We start from the raw sequence: 15,204 nt of genomic DNA on the forward strand, positions 1-15,204 counted from the left end.
TACAGATCTGAGGTTAAGTAAGGTATTAAAATGAGAAAGGGCTGATAATCAGCCCTTTTTTTATAACTAAATCTTGATTAGATGTTTAAATACACCTCGCAGGTTTTGGTAGACCAGCTATTTTGGTCGCTTGTTTAGCTGGACCTTTTGGGAATAGTTTATATAAATACATGCTATTGCCTTTATCTTCACCAAGTGCTTTGGCCATGGCTTTCACGAGCATACGGATTGCAGGGCTGGTATTGTACTCTTCATAAAAGTCCCTGACAAAACGCACAACTTCCCAATGGGCTTCAGATAGCTCGATATTTTCTTCTGCAGCAATGATGGGAGCTAATGCTTCGCACCACTGTGTATGGTCAAGTAAGTAACCTTGTTTATCAGTTTCTATTTGGATGTTATTAAATTCGATCATATTACCAATTTACTGTGTTGTTGGTGGAGATTAGCTCGACCCAAGTTGAGTCGTCAACTAAGTTAACAGCGTCTGAAGTTTCAATATTTCGAAGCTCAACACATGTTTTTAATAAATATATATTCTTCACTTTCAGTGACGTAAACGCGCGCCAATCAAAGCATGCATCACCGGTTAATAAAACCTGGTTAGCGTCATTTTGGATCAACTCAATTGTTGTAGCGCTATAGTTACTGAGTGGCTTTGAGAAAATATGAACAGTACTCATGATAAAACCATCGTATGATCTTGCTTAGTTATTAGTGATTGCTGCTCTTCTAAAGAGAGTGGGGTGATCTCAATACTTAAATCATCAGAAGACAGGGCGTACTTTTTAAGGCTTTCAGCACACACATAGATTTGTTCAACATCATAAATTTCAAGCGTCTTAAGAGTTTTAAAAAAATCTTTTAAACCTGAATTTGAGAGGTTGTAGCCAGATTTTAAAGCTAAAACAGCATCATCTTTAAATAACCAACTGATGTTTTGCTCAATGGCTGCGAAAATTAAGCACGTATCCAATGATTCGCGAATATGCATTTTATCGAAAGGGGCTTTATTGCTGATGACTAAGATATTCTTCATTTGAATTGCACCCATTTATCAGCTTTTGCTGCCAACATTGAAAACTCAGCCAGACCTGCGACTTTAAAGATACCTGTGTTATCAATATCAATGCCACGTTTTTCTGCTGCTGTGACGCACAGTAAAATAGGAATGTTTAAAGCATGTAGCGATTGCCAAGTCTCTACGAGAGGGAACTCGTCACTAGCAAGTTGGATATTTTGGTTGGCGTGATACACACCATCTTGGTACAAGAAAATACAATCAATCTGATGACCCACTTGTAAAGCAGCATCAACAAACCGTTTTAAAAGGAATACATTGTGGTGATCATCAACACCAGAATGCAGTGACAAGACGAAATTGCGCAAATTTTTCTCATAAAAAAAGCCCCAGATGGGGCTTATTTTAACAAAACTTATGGCTTAGTCATCATTTGACATGCCAAGAAGTTGAAGTAGTGATACGAACAGGTTGTAGATGTTTAGGTAAAGACTTACCGTCGCCATTACATAGTTTGTTTCGCCACCGTTAATGATACGGCTAGTATCAAATAAAATCATACCTGACATCAGCAATACAACAGCAGCGTTAATAGCCATAAAAGCAATTGAACTACCAATGAAAAGGTTTACTAGGCTTGAGATTACAACCACGATTAAACCAACTGTTAAAAAACCGCCCATGAATGAGAAGTCTTTTTTAGTTGTTAACGCGTATGCTGAAAGACCGAAGAAAATCAGTGCTGTAGAACCTAGTGCTTGAGTAATAAGTAGGCCGCCATTCGGCATTGCTGCGTAGTGAGCAAGTAGAGGACCTAAACCAAAACCCATAATACCAGTGAAAAGGAACACTAGACCGATTGCTGATGATGAGTTGGCTTTTTTCTGAATTACGAAGATCAAACCAAAACCAATCAACGAGCAAACCAGGCCAGTGAAGCGTGGTAATGCCATTGTCATTGAAATAGCGGCAGTCACTGCACTAAATGCCAGTGTCATAGCCAGTAGGAAATAAGTATTTTTTAAAACCTTGTTCGTTTCAATTGTCGACATTACCGGTTTAGCGGCGCCGTACGAATGATTGAATGCCATGGTTAAACTCCTTAAATAAAACAAATGTTCCGATAAATGAACTACCTAAGAGTATCAAGTCTTATAAATGTGGGCAAATATAGTTAATCAAATACCCGATCGGTTTTTTTTGGGTAAAACACAATAAAAACCTGATTTCGATATGTTGAATGATCATTTTCGCTGAAATAACGAACGTTGTGTCCTTTTTTTGAACGGTTAAACAAAAAGTTGAAAAAAAAGCTTCACAACAGCCTCAGCTTTCCCTATTATTCGCCCCGCTGCGGAGAGATGGCTGAGTGGTTGAAAGCACCGGTCTTGAAAACCGGCATACGTTAATAGCGTATCTAGGGTTCAAATCCCTATCTCTCCGCCACCAATTTTGACTTTTTGAGTAATCAAAAAGTTCCGACTTCGGAGAGATGGCTGAGTGGTTGAAAGCACCGGTCTTGAAAACCGGCATACGTTAATAGCGTATCTAGGGTTCAAATCCCTATCTCTCCGCCACTTATTCTATGAATAAGTAAGCCGCTAGTAATCTAGCGGCTTTTTTTTTGCCTTTCATTCACTCACTTGGCTAGAGCTTCGACTAAAGTCCACTGGTTATTTGTACGTTTTCATACACTCTCTAATTCATACAATAAAAAGAAGGTGAGATTCAATGAAACAACAACTGGCTAAAAGTGTGGCAATGTCACTACTGGCTCCTGTAATTGTAGGGACAATTTTAGGGGTATACTACGCACTGAGTGTAGAAAGCGGTGGAGCAAAAATGTTTTTTTCTTTATTGATGAGTGCCATTGCGAATGCGCATATAGTCGGACTTTCAATGGCTTTACTCGTCATGCCTGGTTATATCCTGATGTATAAATATAATAAAGTTCAATATTCAGGTGTCTTGACTCTAGGGATGCTTGGCGGAGCCTTATTTAGTTTCTTGTTTTCAGCTTCAGCAGGTATGGTATTTTTAGTAAATACAGTGATGGCTGCACTTGCTTCGGGTCTGTTTTTATATGGCTTAAGGCGCTTTAATTAACGCGCAGCCTGAAAACTAACCAATTAATGCTCTGTTTTTCAGTTTATTAACAGTTTTTCTGCTGAAAAGGTTTTAATTCTTAACGCTAAAGAGTACCTTAAGCATTTGAACATTTTATTTTGATGAGTCGAATGCAAAAAACAGACTTCTATCAATCTTTGGCCAAGCAGGCCGAAGGTTTGATCAGCGACGAAAAAAACGCAATCGCAAACATGGCAAACCTCAGTGCTTTGCTTTTTACATCGTTAGATGACGTTAACTGGGCAGGTTTCTACTTAATTGATACGCCTGACGAGTTAGTGTTAGGGCCTTTCCAAGGTAACCCTGCATGCATCCGTATTCCGGTTGGAAAAGGGGTATGTGGTACTGCAGCACACTCGAAAAGTACACAACTTGTTGAAGATGTGCACGCTTTTGCAGGTCATATCGCCTGTGATGCAGCGTCAAACTCTGAAATTGTAGTACCTGTTTTCAAAAACGGTGAAGTATTTGGCGTATTAGATATTGATAGCCCACTGCATGCTCGCTTTGATTTAGATGACCAAGCTGGTCTTGAACAAATAGTGAAGATTTTTGAGGCCACACTTTAGTGAAAGACCTTTTAAATGTACAAGATTATCTTTTTGCCATTCATGATGTTGGTGATTGGGAAGGAGAAGAAGAGCAGGTAGCAGAAACCTTAAATGAATTAATTCATTTTGCATGGGATATGCTACCTGATGATTTAGATTGTGAAACAATCGACAACTTGATTAACGGCATCTGGGAACATCTTCGTGGTGATTTAGCGCTGATTGAGGCTGAATTTGAAGAGTTAGCAGATTGGGTTACTCACTATATTCATTCATCACTAGATGAACAGGTATAACAAATAGGTTAAACATGGAAACCACAAACAAGCTAAAAGACATTAATGAAGTACTGGAGTTCTTATTTAAAGAATTTCCTAACTGCTTCAAGAAAAAAGACGGTATTAAACCGTTAAAAGTTGGTATTTTTAAAGACGTTGCTGAACGTATTGAAGGTTCAGAAGTTGTAAGTAAAACGCAAGTTCGTCAAGCACTTCGCAAGTACACTTCAAATTGGCGTTATTTAGAAGCCGTCACTAAAAATGAATTCCGCGTAGACCTAGATGGTAATGATGCTGAAAAAGTGGAACAAGAGCACATTGAACACGCTCAAAAAGCACTTGAAGAAAGCCGTGCAAAAATGGCCAAGCGTAAAAAACCACAGCGTCCTCGTCAGCAAGACGGTGACACAAAATCTTACAAAAAGAAACCGCATGGTCAGTCACGTTCTAACGACAAAGGCGCTAGAGTTAACAAGAAGCCTGCAGCTCAACAAGTAAAACGTAGCTCAGGAAAAGTTGAACCTTTGCCAGCTTCTGAAGTCAAGGTTAATAACAAAGTAAAAGTTAAACTTGGTCAGGCCCTTGTTAATGCGACCATTACTGAAGTAAACAAAGATGAAGTTCATGTTGAACTAGTAACTGGTATGCAAGTTAAAACAAAAGCTGACAGCTTATTTATCGTTTAAGGAGTAGTGTATGAGTAAAAAGTTTTCGCTCATTCCCGTTGTCGCTGCACTCATCTCTAGTGCTTCTTTTGCTGCAGTTGATGCTGTTACAGCAAAAGATATTCCCGTATTAAAGCAAGAGGCCCAGCATACAACTGCAAGTAAAAGGGTGACTAACTTATTTACTCGTCAGCATTACAAACGATTTAGCTTCAATGACGCGCTGTCAGAGCAGATTTTTGAGAGATATATTGAATCTTTGGATTACAGTAAATCTCTCTTTCTTCAAGCTGATATAGCGCGTTTTGAAGTGAACAAAAAGCAATTCGACGATGCCCTTATGTCTGGCAAACTTGACTTCGCTTATGATTTATTCAACTTAAGCCTACAACGCCGCTTTGAACGTTTCCAATATGCAATCTCGCTTCTAGAAACAGAAATGACGTTTGATAAAGAAGATGCATTTTATTATGACAGAGAAGAAGCTGAATTTGCTAAAACGCAAGAAGAGTTGAATGAATATTGGCGTCAACGTGTTAAATCAGATGCGTTACGTTTAAAACTAACAGGTAAGAAATGGCCTGAAATTAAAGAATTACTGACGAAACGTTACAACAATGCGTTAAAACGTTTGAGTCAAACTGATAGTGAAGATGCCTTCCAAGTTGTAATGAATGCGTTTGCTCGCAGTATTGAAGCCCATACATCATACTTATCGCCGCGAAGAGCTGAACAGTTCAAGATGGATATGGATCTTGAATTAGAAGGTATTGGCGCTGTACTTGGTTACGACGAAGACTATACGGTGATCCGTTCATTAGTTCCTGGTGGCCCAGCTGATAAGTCAGAGAAAATTAAAGCTGATGATAAAATTGTTGGTGTTGCCCAAGAAGGCGAAGAGTTTGTCGATGTTATTGGTTGGCGATTAGATAACGTTGTAGACTTAATTAAAGGCCCTAAAGGAACAAAAGTTCGTCTTCAGTATTTAAAAGGCTCAGATACCCATGGCACGCCTAAGATTGTTGAAATTGTTCGCGATAAAATTAAATTAGAAGATAGAGCCGCAAAATCTGACGTTTTTGAAGCTAAATATTCTGATTTAACTTCAAAAATCGGTGTTATTGAGATCCCAAGCTTCTATAACAATTTATCTAAAGATGTCAAAGTTGAACTAACAAAGCTTAAAGAACAAAATGTTGATGGCATCGTCATTGACCTTCGCCAAAACGGTGGTGGTTCATTATACGAAGCAACTCAATTGACAGGTCTGTTTATAGATCAAGGCCCAGTTGTTCAAATTCATACAGCTTACAACCGAGTTGAAGCACAGAAAGACCGTGATGGCATCACATTCTACGACGGCCCAATTACAGTGTTAGTTGACAGATATAGTGCATCTGCATCAGAAATTTTCGCAGCAGCCATTCAAGATTATGGTCGTGGCGTTGTAATTGGTGAGCAAACTTTTGGCAAAGGTACAGTTCAACAGCATAGACCGTTAGCTAAAAATTATGATTTATTCAGTAACGCTTTAGGTAGTGTTACATACACAATTGCTAAATTTTATCGTATTAACGGCGGCAGCACGCAACATAAAGGCGTTGTGCCCGATATCCTACTTCCATCGGCAATCGAACCTGAAGAATGGGGTGAAAGCCAGGAAGACAATGCATTACCATGGGATAAAATTAAGCAAGCAAAATATAAAAGCTTGGATAACTTGAATCCGCTTGTATCTTATTTAAATGAAAAACACTCTACTCGAGTAGCCAAAGAGCCTGAGTTCAATTATGTGTTAGCTGATATTGCTAGATATAATGAAGAAAAAGACAAAAACTTTATCTCGTTAGTTGAATCTCAGCGTTTAAAAGATAGAGAAGAATCTGAACAGCGTTCATTAGTTCGCACCAATGAAAGGTTGAAACGTTTAGGTTTAGAGCCTGTTAAGGATTTAGACGATGTACCTGATGTGATCTCAGACCTTGACCCATATTTAGAAGAGGCAGCTTTGATTACACAAGATCTGATTCAATACGGGCGTTTGGCTAAAAACAGCATAAAGAAATAAGTCGATTTATATACAACAAAGGCGCTTAGGCGCCTTTTTTATTACTCTTAGCAATATGATTTGTTATTATTGGAATAAGTACGCAATTCTCAATATAGAGAAGTGCAGTAAATTAAATTAGCTTATAGTCAAAGTCTGTGAACTTTTGCTAAAACGCTGATACAAATTCAGTGCTTAAGCAAATTTTTAATAATTGATACGCTATAAAAATAAAAGTGGCATATAGCCAATAAAAAATTAATTAGAGTAAGGTCCACCTTGCCGGGAGAAATCTCTTGAAACAACAAAAGCCCGCATCATTTCTTGATGCATTTATACCAATTATTGTCTTAGTTTGTTTATTAGGGTCTGCAGTTTATCTTTATGGTGATAATTCTTCATCTGGCCCTAACCAAATAGCTTTATTGTTTGCAACATTTACAGCAGCTTTAGTCGGTTTGAAAAACGGTTATACATGGCGTTTGCTAGAAGAGGCAATGATTAAAGGGATCACCTTATCTTTGGGCGCTATTTTAATATTGCTTATGGTGGGGGCTCTAATTGGCACTTGGCTACTATCTGGAACTGTGCCAACTTTAATTTATTATGGTTTACAGATTATCAGCCCACAATGGTTTTATGCAGCTAGTTGTTTAATCTGTGGCATTGTTGCTATGAGTATTGGCTCGTCATGGACAACCGCAGCGACCATAGGTGTAGCGTTACTTGGTGTAGCAACTGGTTTAGGCTTAGATCAGGTTGTAACAGCTGGTGCAGTTATTTCAGGTGCTTACTTTGGCGATAAGCTTAGTCCATTATCTGAAACTACAAACTTGGCCCCGGCAGTTGCAGGCAGCGATTTATTTGACCATATTCAACATATGTTATGGACGACTGTCCCCAGCTTTGTAATTGCAATGATTATCTTTATTTTTATGGGATTCAGTGCAGATGTATCAAGTGATATTGGTCGAATTGATGACATAGTGTTTATTTTAAATGCTAACTTCAATATCAATCCTATGATGCTGGTTCCTTTAATTGTATTACTTATTTTGGCATATAAGAAAATGCCAGCCTTTCCTGCAATTTCTATTGGTGCAGTGATAGGCGCTGTTTGGGCACTTATTTTTCAATCAGATTTACTGGCTGCGCAAGTCGATGTATCTCAAGGTCAATTAGTTGGTTACTTTAAACTTGTTTGGGCGACATTCTATGATGGCTTTGCGATACAAACAGGTGATAGCACCATGGATGATTTATTAAGTGGTGGTGGCATGGCTGGTATGTTAACGACAACTTGGTTAGTAATGACTGCGCTTATGTTTGGCGCGATTATGGAAAAAACTGGTCTTTTAGAAATCTTTGTTCGTAGCATTTTAAAAATTGCACGTAGTACTGGCTCTTTGATAGCTTCAACGATAGCAACTTGTTTTGGTACGAATTTAATTGCCGCTGATCAATACATTGCCATTGTTGTGCCTGGGCGAATGTTTAAAGAAGAATATAAAAAGCGTGGACTTAAGAGTGTTAACTTATCAAGAACACTAGAAGATGGCGGCACGATCACAAGCCCATTGATACCTTGGAACACTTGCGGTGCTTATATGCAAAGTGTGCTTATGATCAACCCACTTGAATACGCGGTGTACGCTTTCTTCAATCTAATTAATCCTTTCTTAGCAATTATTTATGCTTATGTTGGTATTAAAATCTTAAAGATTGAACCTAAACATTTAGAAAAAGAACAAGCATAATTATTAGCCCTTTATAGGGCTAATCTTTTAAGGAACATATATGCAGACTAAGCCACAAGCCAAATACTTAAAGAATTATCAAACACCTTCTCATACTGTTAGTAACTTTGAACTAGATGTTGAGTTACATCCTACAGAGACAAAGGTAAAAGCTAAAGCAACATATCAATGTAATCGCGCAGAAGCGACGTTAAGATTAGATGGTGTTGATTTGCAACTCAATACAGTTAGAGTAAACGGCGAAGACTTTAAAGACTATGTTCAAGAACCTACAAGTTTAACCCTGTCGAATTTACCCGAAAAATTTACGCTAGAAATTGAAAATACTATTTCACCAAGCACCAACACATCTTTAGAGGGGCTGTATTTATCTGAAGGCGCCTATTGCACACAATGCGAAGCGGAAGGTTTTAGAAAAATCACCTATTTTCTTGATCGCCCCGATGTGCTTAGTGATTATTTAGTAACAATCACAGCAGAAAAAAATATTCCTTATTTATTATCTAACGGTAACAAAATCTCAGAGGGTGAACTACCTGATGGACGTCATTATACCAAGTGGCAAGATCCTCATAAAAAACCTAGTTATTTATTTGCACTCGTTGCCGGTGATTTTGATGTATTGAAAGATAAGTTTACGACTCGCAGTGGTCGAGAAGTTGATTTAGAAATTTTTGTGGACAAGGGCAATTTAAGTAAAGCTCCACACGCAATGAGATCATTAATCAATGCAATGAAGTGGGATGAAGCTCGCTTTAACCTTGAGTATGACCTTGATATTTATATGATAGTTGCTGTTGATTTCTTTAATATGGGCGCTATGGAGAATAAAGGCCTTAATGTATTTAATAGTGCCTGTGTCTTAGCAAATCAACAGACAGCAACTGACAGGGATTACCACACGATAGAATCTATTGTTGGTCATGAATACTTCCATAATTGGACTGGAAACCGTGTTACGTGTCGTGATTGGTTCCAGTTATCTTTGAAAGAGGGGTTAACTGTATTTAGAGATCAGGAGTTTAGCAGTGACTTGGGCTCAAGAGCACTGAATCGTATTGATGCAGTTATGGCGATGAGAACGCATCAGTTTGCCGAAGATTCTGGTCCAATGGCGCATCCAATTCGTCCTGAAAAAGTAATTGAGATGAATAACTTCTATACAGTTACGGTGTATAACAAAGGCGCAGAAGTTATTCGTATGATGCACACTCTATTAGGTGAAGAAAACTTCCAAAAGGGTATGCAGCTATATTTCCAGCGTCATGATGGACAAGCAGTAACCTGTGATGACTTTGTTTCAGCAATGAATGATGCAAGCGGTAAGTGTTTAAATCAATTTAAGCTTTGGTATAGCCAATTTGGCACACCGAAAATTAAAGTAAAGACTGAATATAAACAAAATGAACAAAAATTTGTTCTTAAACTAGAGCAAATACATGCAGCTTCTGATCCTGTTACTCAGCCTCTTCATATACCTTTCGCAATTGAACTACTCGATGAAGAGGGGAATAGTTTACCTTTATCTATAAATGGTCACAGTGTAGGTTCTGTTTTGGAGTTAACAGAACATACTGCCAGCTATGAATTTGAAAATATTTATAAGCGACCAATACCTGTACTGTTAGAAAATTTCTCAGCACCATGTATTGTTGAATATGATTATCAGCTTACTGATCTTCTACATATTTTGAAACATGCATCGAGTGACTACTCTCGTTGGGAAGCTGCACAGCGCGCATTTATCCTAGAAATTAAATCAGCTGTTTGTTCATTAGAACAACAAAAACAAGTTAATATCTCAGAAGAGCTATTGAATGTATTAGCCTCAGTTTTAAAAGAAGAAAATACGGATAAGGCTCTTATTTCAGAATTAATACGTTTGCCTAACTTTGATACGGTTAGTGCTGAGTTCGATTGTATTCCTGTTACTGAATTAGTTGCTATTTTTAAACAATTTGAGCAACAAATAGCAACTGAGTTGAATAGTGAACTTAAAGCGGCTTATGTTAATAGTATTGAAAATGGTGAGGTGAGTGCTGCCGCTGTAGCAGCTAGAAGTTTAAAATCTATAACGTTATATTATTTAGCACAAACGCCAGATAGTGATGTTAGCAGTTGGCTAGAATCAAATTGCACGCAAGAAAATATGACATTAAATCTGGCCGCTTTAAAAGCGGCAAAATCTGCGGATCACAGTTGTGCTGAACAATTAATTACCGAATTTGATGCAAATTGGCGACATGATCCTCTAGTTATGGATAAGTGGTTTGCACTACAAGCCTGTACAAATAATGATGGTGCGGTAGAGCTAGTTAAATCTTTATATGATCATCCTTGTTTTGATAAGAGTAATCCAAATCGTGTCAGGGCATTAGTAGGTCAATTTACAAGAAGTAATCCTGCGCAGTTCCACCGCCTTGATGGGAAAGGCTATGAATTATTAGCAGACTTACTCATCGAACTAAACGACATAAACCCTCAAAATGCATCAAGAATGGTAACGCCTTTTATGTCATGGCAACGTTATGATGAGCAACGTCAATCTTTAATTAAAACTCAACTTAAACGGATCGCCGCGATTGAAAACTTAAGCGATGATTTATTTGAGAAAGTTGATAAGGCTTTGAACGCTTAAATGGTGGAGTATTATTTCTATCTCAGTCTTACTTATGATGAATGTATGGCCTATTATAAAGGTGATTTTGAGTTTATTCAGGTAACAGAAGATAGTGGGAAAAGAATACGTTTTCCCGCTGCTCATATTAGACGTTTTGTTAGCTCTATAGGGGTAAGAGGGCGCTTTAAGCTCTCTTTAACTAGCCAAAATAGCTTTGTTTCTCTCGAGAAAATCGCATGAAACTTAAGCTTTAATAACTTCTTAGCTAACTAAACCCCCCAGTATTTACTTCTTGAAAGTAAGAATAAAATATTATTATCTTAATGTTCAAAGCATTAATTTGAGATAATTTTTAAGAATAGGATTTGTTATAAGACAGAATTACGTGTTATAAATTATCTGGTAAGACGTCTTACCATGAGTAAAGTCGTGTCCAGAACAAGAAAATAGTAACTTTCTTTGCAGTGAATTTGAGTTTTTTGATGTTCGCTTCTAATGTTACTTCAATATAAAAACAACAACTTGATTAAAATAACCCGAATAGGGGGAACGCATAATGATTAAAAGAGCGCTCTTTGTTCCAAACAAAATAATGCTCGGCCTTGCTGCCACTGTTGCTGTGACAAGTGCAAATGTTTCAGCTGCCAATTTTCAGGTCGGTGACTTTGATATCACATTTGATTCTACATTTTCATATGGTCAAAGCATCCGAGTTGAAGACAGAGATTTCCAATATATAGGTAAAAGTAACCATCCAAGATTTGATTGGAGTGGTTATAACGCAAGCTTTGGAAACACTAAATACAGTCCTGCCGAGGTTTGGGCGCATTCAGGTGCATATTCTAATAATGGTGATGCAGGTAATCTAAACTTTGATTCTGGTGATACTTTTTCTCAACTTATCAAAGGCACGCACGAGTTAGGTATTAACTCAGATAGTTGGGGTATCTTCTCTCGCTTCATGTACTTTAAAGACTTTGCGATGGAAGATGGAGAATTTGCTTATAGCAATCCTGTTTCAGGTCAGAAGGTTGACCCTTGTGCAGACAAAAGCACAAAAGAGCAAGTGTGTTCAGATTTCCGTTTACTAGATGCTTTCATTTGGGCGGATTTTGATATCAATGATGGCAAAAACCCTCTATCAGTGCGTATAGGCCAACAAGTAGTTAACTGGGGTGAAAGTACACTCATCTCTCACGGTATCAACGTAAACCCTGTTGATATCGACCGTTTAAGAGCGCCCGGTTCAGAGTTAAAAGAAGCGTTTATTCCGGTAGGTATGTTCTGGGCTTCATTAGGAATTACTGAAAATGTGACTTTAGAAGGTTTTTATCAGTATCAATGGCATGAAACTCGACTTCCAGCATCAGGTAGTTATTTCTCTACCAACGATTTTGCCTCTGAAAATGGTTATATGCAAAATGTTCAGCTAGGTTTCACTTCAAACCCTGATATTGATTTGCACTATTTAACAGAGTCTTTAAACAGCCTTTATACTGACGCAGCAGCAGCACTTGTTGCCCAAGGTATTGAGCCAACTGAAGAACTCGTTGCTCAGACTGCTGCTTCTATGTATATGGCATATCCAACCAAAGTTGCTTTAAAAGGTAAAGGTCTCAATGGTAAAAACGAGCCTAGTGATGCGGGGCAATTCGGTATTCGTCTAGGTATGTTCGCGCCAGAATTAAATGATACTGAATTTGCTCTGTATTATATTAATTACCATAGCCGCCGTCCTTTAATTTCAGGTAAAGCTTCAAACTTCCAGGCAGATGCACTTGCACAAGACCTTGCTTATATCAATGCTAATACGATTGATGAAAATAACGTTACAAACCTGAATGCCTTCACTCAAGCAACGATTACATATCCAGAAGATATCAAGTTATACGGTCTGAGTTTTAACACGGCAATTGGTGAGACAGCGTTCTCGGGTGAATTCTCTTATCGTCAAGATGAGCCATTGCAGATTGATGATGTTGAACTTCTTTATGCGGGTATGGCTGAACAGCTAGCTTATTCTGGTATTCGCACAGATTTTAGTAGCCTTTCACAATTAAGTGCAGCCGATGAAGTTAGCTATGTTGGACCAGGTGAAGTTGCACAGGGTTATATCTTAAAAGATTCAATGCAACTTCAATTTACCGCAACGCATTTATTTGGACCATCTCTAGGTGCAGATAGTTGGGCTGTTGTTGGTGAGATTGGCGGTGTAACAATCAAAGATATGCCTAGCTACGACGAACTTCGCTTGAATGTAGCCGGTACTGGTCGAAGTGGCACGATTGAGGGGTATCAACCATTTAAAGACAATGGTGCTGACTATGATTTACTTCATGTCGCTCTATCAAATGGTCCAGAGACTAACCCATTCCCAACAGCGTCATCTTGGGGTTATCGTTTAATTGCCAAGGGGGATTACAATAACCTTTTTGCTGGCGTGAACTTTTCACCTCGTATCGTGTTCTCACATGACGTAAATGGTACGACGCCTGATCCTATGTATCTATTTGTCGAAGACAGAAAGTCTTTAGGTATGACGATGAACTTCACTTATCAGAATGCTTGGTCATTTGACTTTAGCTACAACACATTCTGGGGTGGTGGTGCAACTAATACCTTTGCAGACCGCGACTTTGTCTCTTTCAATATTAAGTATTCAATTTAAGGGCTTGTTATATGTTTAAAAAACCAAGCATGATTGCAGCAACGATAATAACAATGATGGCTGCACCAATCGCATCGGCTAAAATGACAGCTGAGCAAACTGCACGCTTAGGTGCTGACTTAACGCCAATTGGCGCCGAAAAAGCAGGCAATGCAGACGGTTCAATTCCAGCATGGACTGGTGGTATTACTAAACCACCTGCAGGTTTTCAGCCTGGTATGCACCACATCGACCCTTATGCGGACGATAAAGTTATCTTAACTATCGATAAGAGTAATCTTGAAAAGCATAAAAACTTATTGAGTCCGGGCCAAATTGCGTTATTTGAAACGTACCCTGACACGTTTAAAATGAACATTTACCCAACTCGTCGTAGTGCTGCATACCCTCAGTTCGTTTATGATGCTACCAAGAAATATGCACAAACTGCAGAGCTAATTGAAGGTGGCAATGGTATTAAAAATACCGCTATTGGTATTCCATTCCCAGTACCTGCAAATGGTTTAGAAGCAATTTGGAACCATTTACTACGTTACCGTGGTCTATCAATAGCACGTTTTGGTGGGCAAGCAATGCCAACTGCGTCTGGTTCTTATAATATTATCGGTTTTGATGAAAAGCTGCTTGTAAAATATTCTGATCCTGCGGCAACACCTGAAGCACTGCAAGAGTCGAATGTACTATTTAAGTTCAAGCAAAAAGTAACTGAACCAGCAAGACTTGCTGGCACCGCGCTTCTTGTTCATGAAACAATGGACCAAATTTTAACACCTCGACAAGCTTGGACATATAACACAGGTCAACGCCGTGTTCGTCGTGCACCAAATGTTGCGTATGATGCACCTGGAACAGCGTCAGATAGTCTTCGTACAACAGATGACTTCGATATGTTCAATGGTTCACCAAACCGATATGAGTGGACTTTGAAGGGTAAGCAGGAAATGTATATCCCTTACAATAGCTACAAGCTTCACAGCGATAAGTTAAAATATGATGACATCTTACTTGCAGGTCATATCAACCCTGAGCATGTGCGCTATGAGAAGCACAGAGTATGGGTAGTTGAGGCAAACCTCAAAGACGGCACACGTCATATTTATAAGAAGCGCGTTTTCTATATTGACGAAGATAGCTGGCAGATCCATGTAACAGATATTTATGATAACCGTGATCAAATGTACCGCGTTGCAATGGCACATGGTCTGAATTACTACGATGTGCCTACTCATTGGAGTACTTTAGACGTATATCATGATTTAAATTCTCGTCGTTACTTAGCTATTGGTCTTGATAACGAAGAGTCAATGTATGATTTCACACAGTCATTCAATGACAATGAGTTTACGCAAAGTGCACTTCGTCGCGAAGGTAAGCGCTAATATTCTTTAATAAAAAAGTGGCTGTCACCCAGCCACTTTATTCAACATTCAAGACAATTTCCTTTGTCTTCGACAACAGATGTTCGAGTAT

15 protein-coding genes and 2 tRNA genes are annotated in these 15,204 nt (G+C 38.5%); 12 read left to right on the top strand and 5 right to left on the bottom strand.

Going from position 1 to position 15,204, the window contains the following annotated elements; translation table 11 throughout:
- Nucleotides 1-85: 85 nt before the first annotated feature.
- From CWB72_RS01465 to CWB72_RS01485, 5 genes are read right to left on the bottom strand one after another with little or no spacing between them, the layout of a single operon-like run.
- Nucleotides 86-415, bottom strand: coding sequence for a TusE/DsrC/DsvC family sulfur relay protein (locus CWB72_RS01465; protein WP_138628714.1), 330 nt, complete (start codon nt 413-415; stop codon nt 86-88).
- Between the two features lies 1 nt (nt 416).
- Nucleotides 417-683, bottom strand: a complete 267-nt coding sequence (locus CWB72_RS01470) for a hypothetical protein (protein WP_138628716.1) — start codon at nt 681-683, stop codon at nt 417-419.
- Nucleotides 680-1,039, bottom strand: coding sequence for a sulfurtransferase complex subunit TusC (gene tusC / locus CWB72_RS01475; protein ID WP_138628718.1), 360 nt, complete (start codon nt 1,037-1,039; stop codon nt 680-682). Before tusC ends, CWB72_RS01470 begins: the two co-directional genes overlap by 4 nt.
- Nucleotides 1,036-1,389, bottom strand: coding sequence for a sulfurtransferase complex subunit TusD (tusD, locus tag CWB72_RS01480; RefSeq protein WP_138628720.1), 354 nt, complete (start codon nt 1,387-1,389; stop codon nt 1,036-1,038). Before tusD ends, tusC begins: the two co-directional genes overlap by 4 nt.
- A 54-nt stretch (nt 1,390-1,443) precedes the next feature.
- The gene (locus CWB72_RS01485; protein WP_138628722.1) at nt 1,444-2,112 is read right to left on the bottom strand and encodes a Bax inhibitor-1/YccA family protein; all 669 of its coding nucleotides are present in this window, start codon (nt 2,110-2,112) and stop codon (nt 1,444-1,446) included.
- 264 nt (nt 2,113-2,376) lie between these two features.
- On the opposite strand from CWB72_RS01485, the gene CWB72_RS01490 reads away from it, so the two are divergent.
- The 12 genes from CWB72_RS01490 (at nt 2,377) to CWB72_RS01545 (ending at nt 15,113) form a co-directional block, all read left to right on the top strand.
- Nucleotides 2,377-2,467 (top strand) — tRNA-Ser (locus CWB72_RS01490).
- Between the two features lie 40 nt (nt 2,468-2,507).
- Nucleotides 2,508-2,598, top strand: a tRNA-Ser gene (locus CWB72_RS01495).
- A 154-nt stretch (nt 2,599-2,752) separates the two neighbouring features.
- Complete coding sequence (locus CWB72_RS01500) at nt 2,753-3,127, top strand: hypothetical protein (protein WP_138628724.1); 375 nt, start codon at nt 2,753-2,755, stop codon at nt 3,125-3,127.
- 131 nt (nt 3,128-3,258) lie between these two features.
- Nucleotides 3,259-3,717 (top strand): GAF domain-containing protein, encoded by a 459-nt coding sequence (locus tag CWB72_RS01505; RefSeq protein ID WP_138568362.1) that lies wholly within the window; start codon nt 3,259-3,261, stop codon nt 3,715-3,717.
- Entirely contained in the window at nt 3,717-3,995 is a 279-nt protein-coding gene (locus tag CWB72_RS01510; protein WP_138568363.1) for a hypothetical protein, read from the top strand. Before CWB72_RS01505 ends, CWB72_RS01510 begins: the two co-directional genes overlap by 1 nt.
- A gap of 14 nt (nt 3,996-4,009) precedes the next feature.
- Nucleotides 4,010-4,663 carry an RNA chaperone ProQ gene (proQ, locus tag CWB72_RS01515; RefSeq protein ID WP_138568364.1) on the top strand — a complete coding sequence of 218 codons (654 nt, stop codon included), beginning with the start codon at nt 4,010-4,012 and terminating at the stop codon, nt 4,661-4,663.
- A gap of 10 nt (nt 4,664-4,673) precedes the next feature.
- Nucleotides 4,674-6,710, top strand: coding sequence for a carboxy terminal-processing peptidase (gene prc, locus CWB72_RS01520; protein WP_138628726.1), 2,037 nt, complete (start codon nt 4,674-4,676; stop codon nt 6,708-6,710).
- Nucleotides 6,711-6,985: 275 nt separating this feature from the next.
- Complete coding sequence (gene nhaC, locus CWB72_RS01525; RefSeq protein WP_138628728.1) at nt 6,986-8,446, top strand: Na+/H+ antiporter NhaC; 1,461 nt, start codon at nt 6,986-6,988, stop codon at nt 8,444-8,446.
- Between the two features lie 40 nt (nt 8,447-8,486).
- The gene (gene pepN / locus CWB72_RS01530) at nt 8,487-11,084 is read left to right on the top strand and encodes an aminopeptidase N (protein WP_138628730.1); all 2,598 of its coding nucleotides are present in this window, start codon (nt 8,487-8,489) and stop codon (nt 11,082-11,084) included.
- Nucleotides 11,085-11,306 carry a DUF2835 domain-containing protein gene (locus CWB72_RS01535; RefSeq protein ID WP_138568368.1) on the top strand — a complete coding sequence of 74 codons (222 nt, stop codon included), beginning with the start codon at nt 11,085-11,087 and terminating at the stop codon, nt 11,304-11,306. It abuts the gene before it with no gap.
- A 316-nt stretch (nt 11,307-11,622) separates the two neighbouring features.
- Nucleotides 11,623-13,734: a DUF1302 domain-containing protein gene (locus tag CWB72_RS01540; RefSeq protein ID WP_138628732.1), complete on the top strand. Its 2,112-nt coding sequence runs from the start codon at nt 11,623-11,625 to the stop codon at nt 13,732-13,734.
- Nucleotides 13,735-13,745: 11 nt separating this feature from the next.
- The gene (locus CWB72_RS01545; protein ID WP_138628734.1) at nt 13,746-15,113 is read left to right on the top strand and encodes a DUF1329 domain-containing protein; all 1,368 of its coding nucleotides are present in this window, start codon (nt 13,746-13,748) and stop codon (nt 15,111-15,113) included.
- Nucleotides 15,114-15,204 lie beyond the last annotated feature (91 nt).

It is taken from the genome of Pseudoalteromonas phenolica (assembly GCF_005886345.1).
Taxonomy (GTDB): Bacteria; Pseudomonadota; Gammaproteobacteria; order Enterobacterales; family Alteromonadaceae; genus Pseudoalteromonas; species Pseudoalteromonas phenolica_A.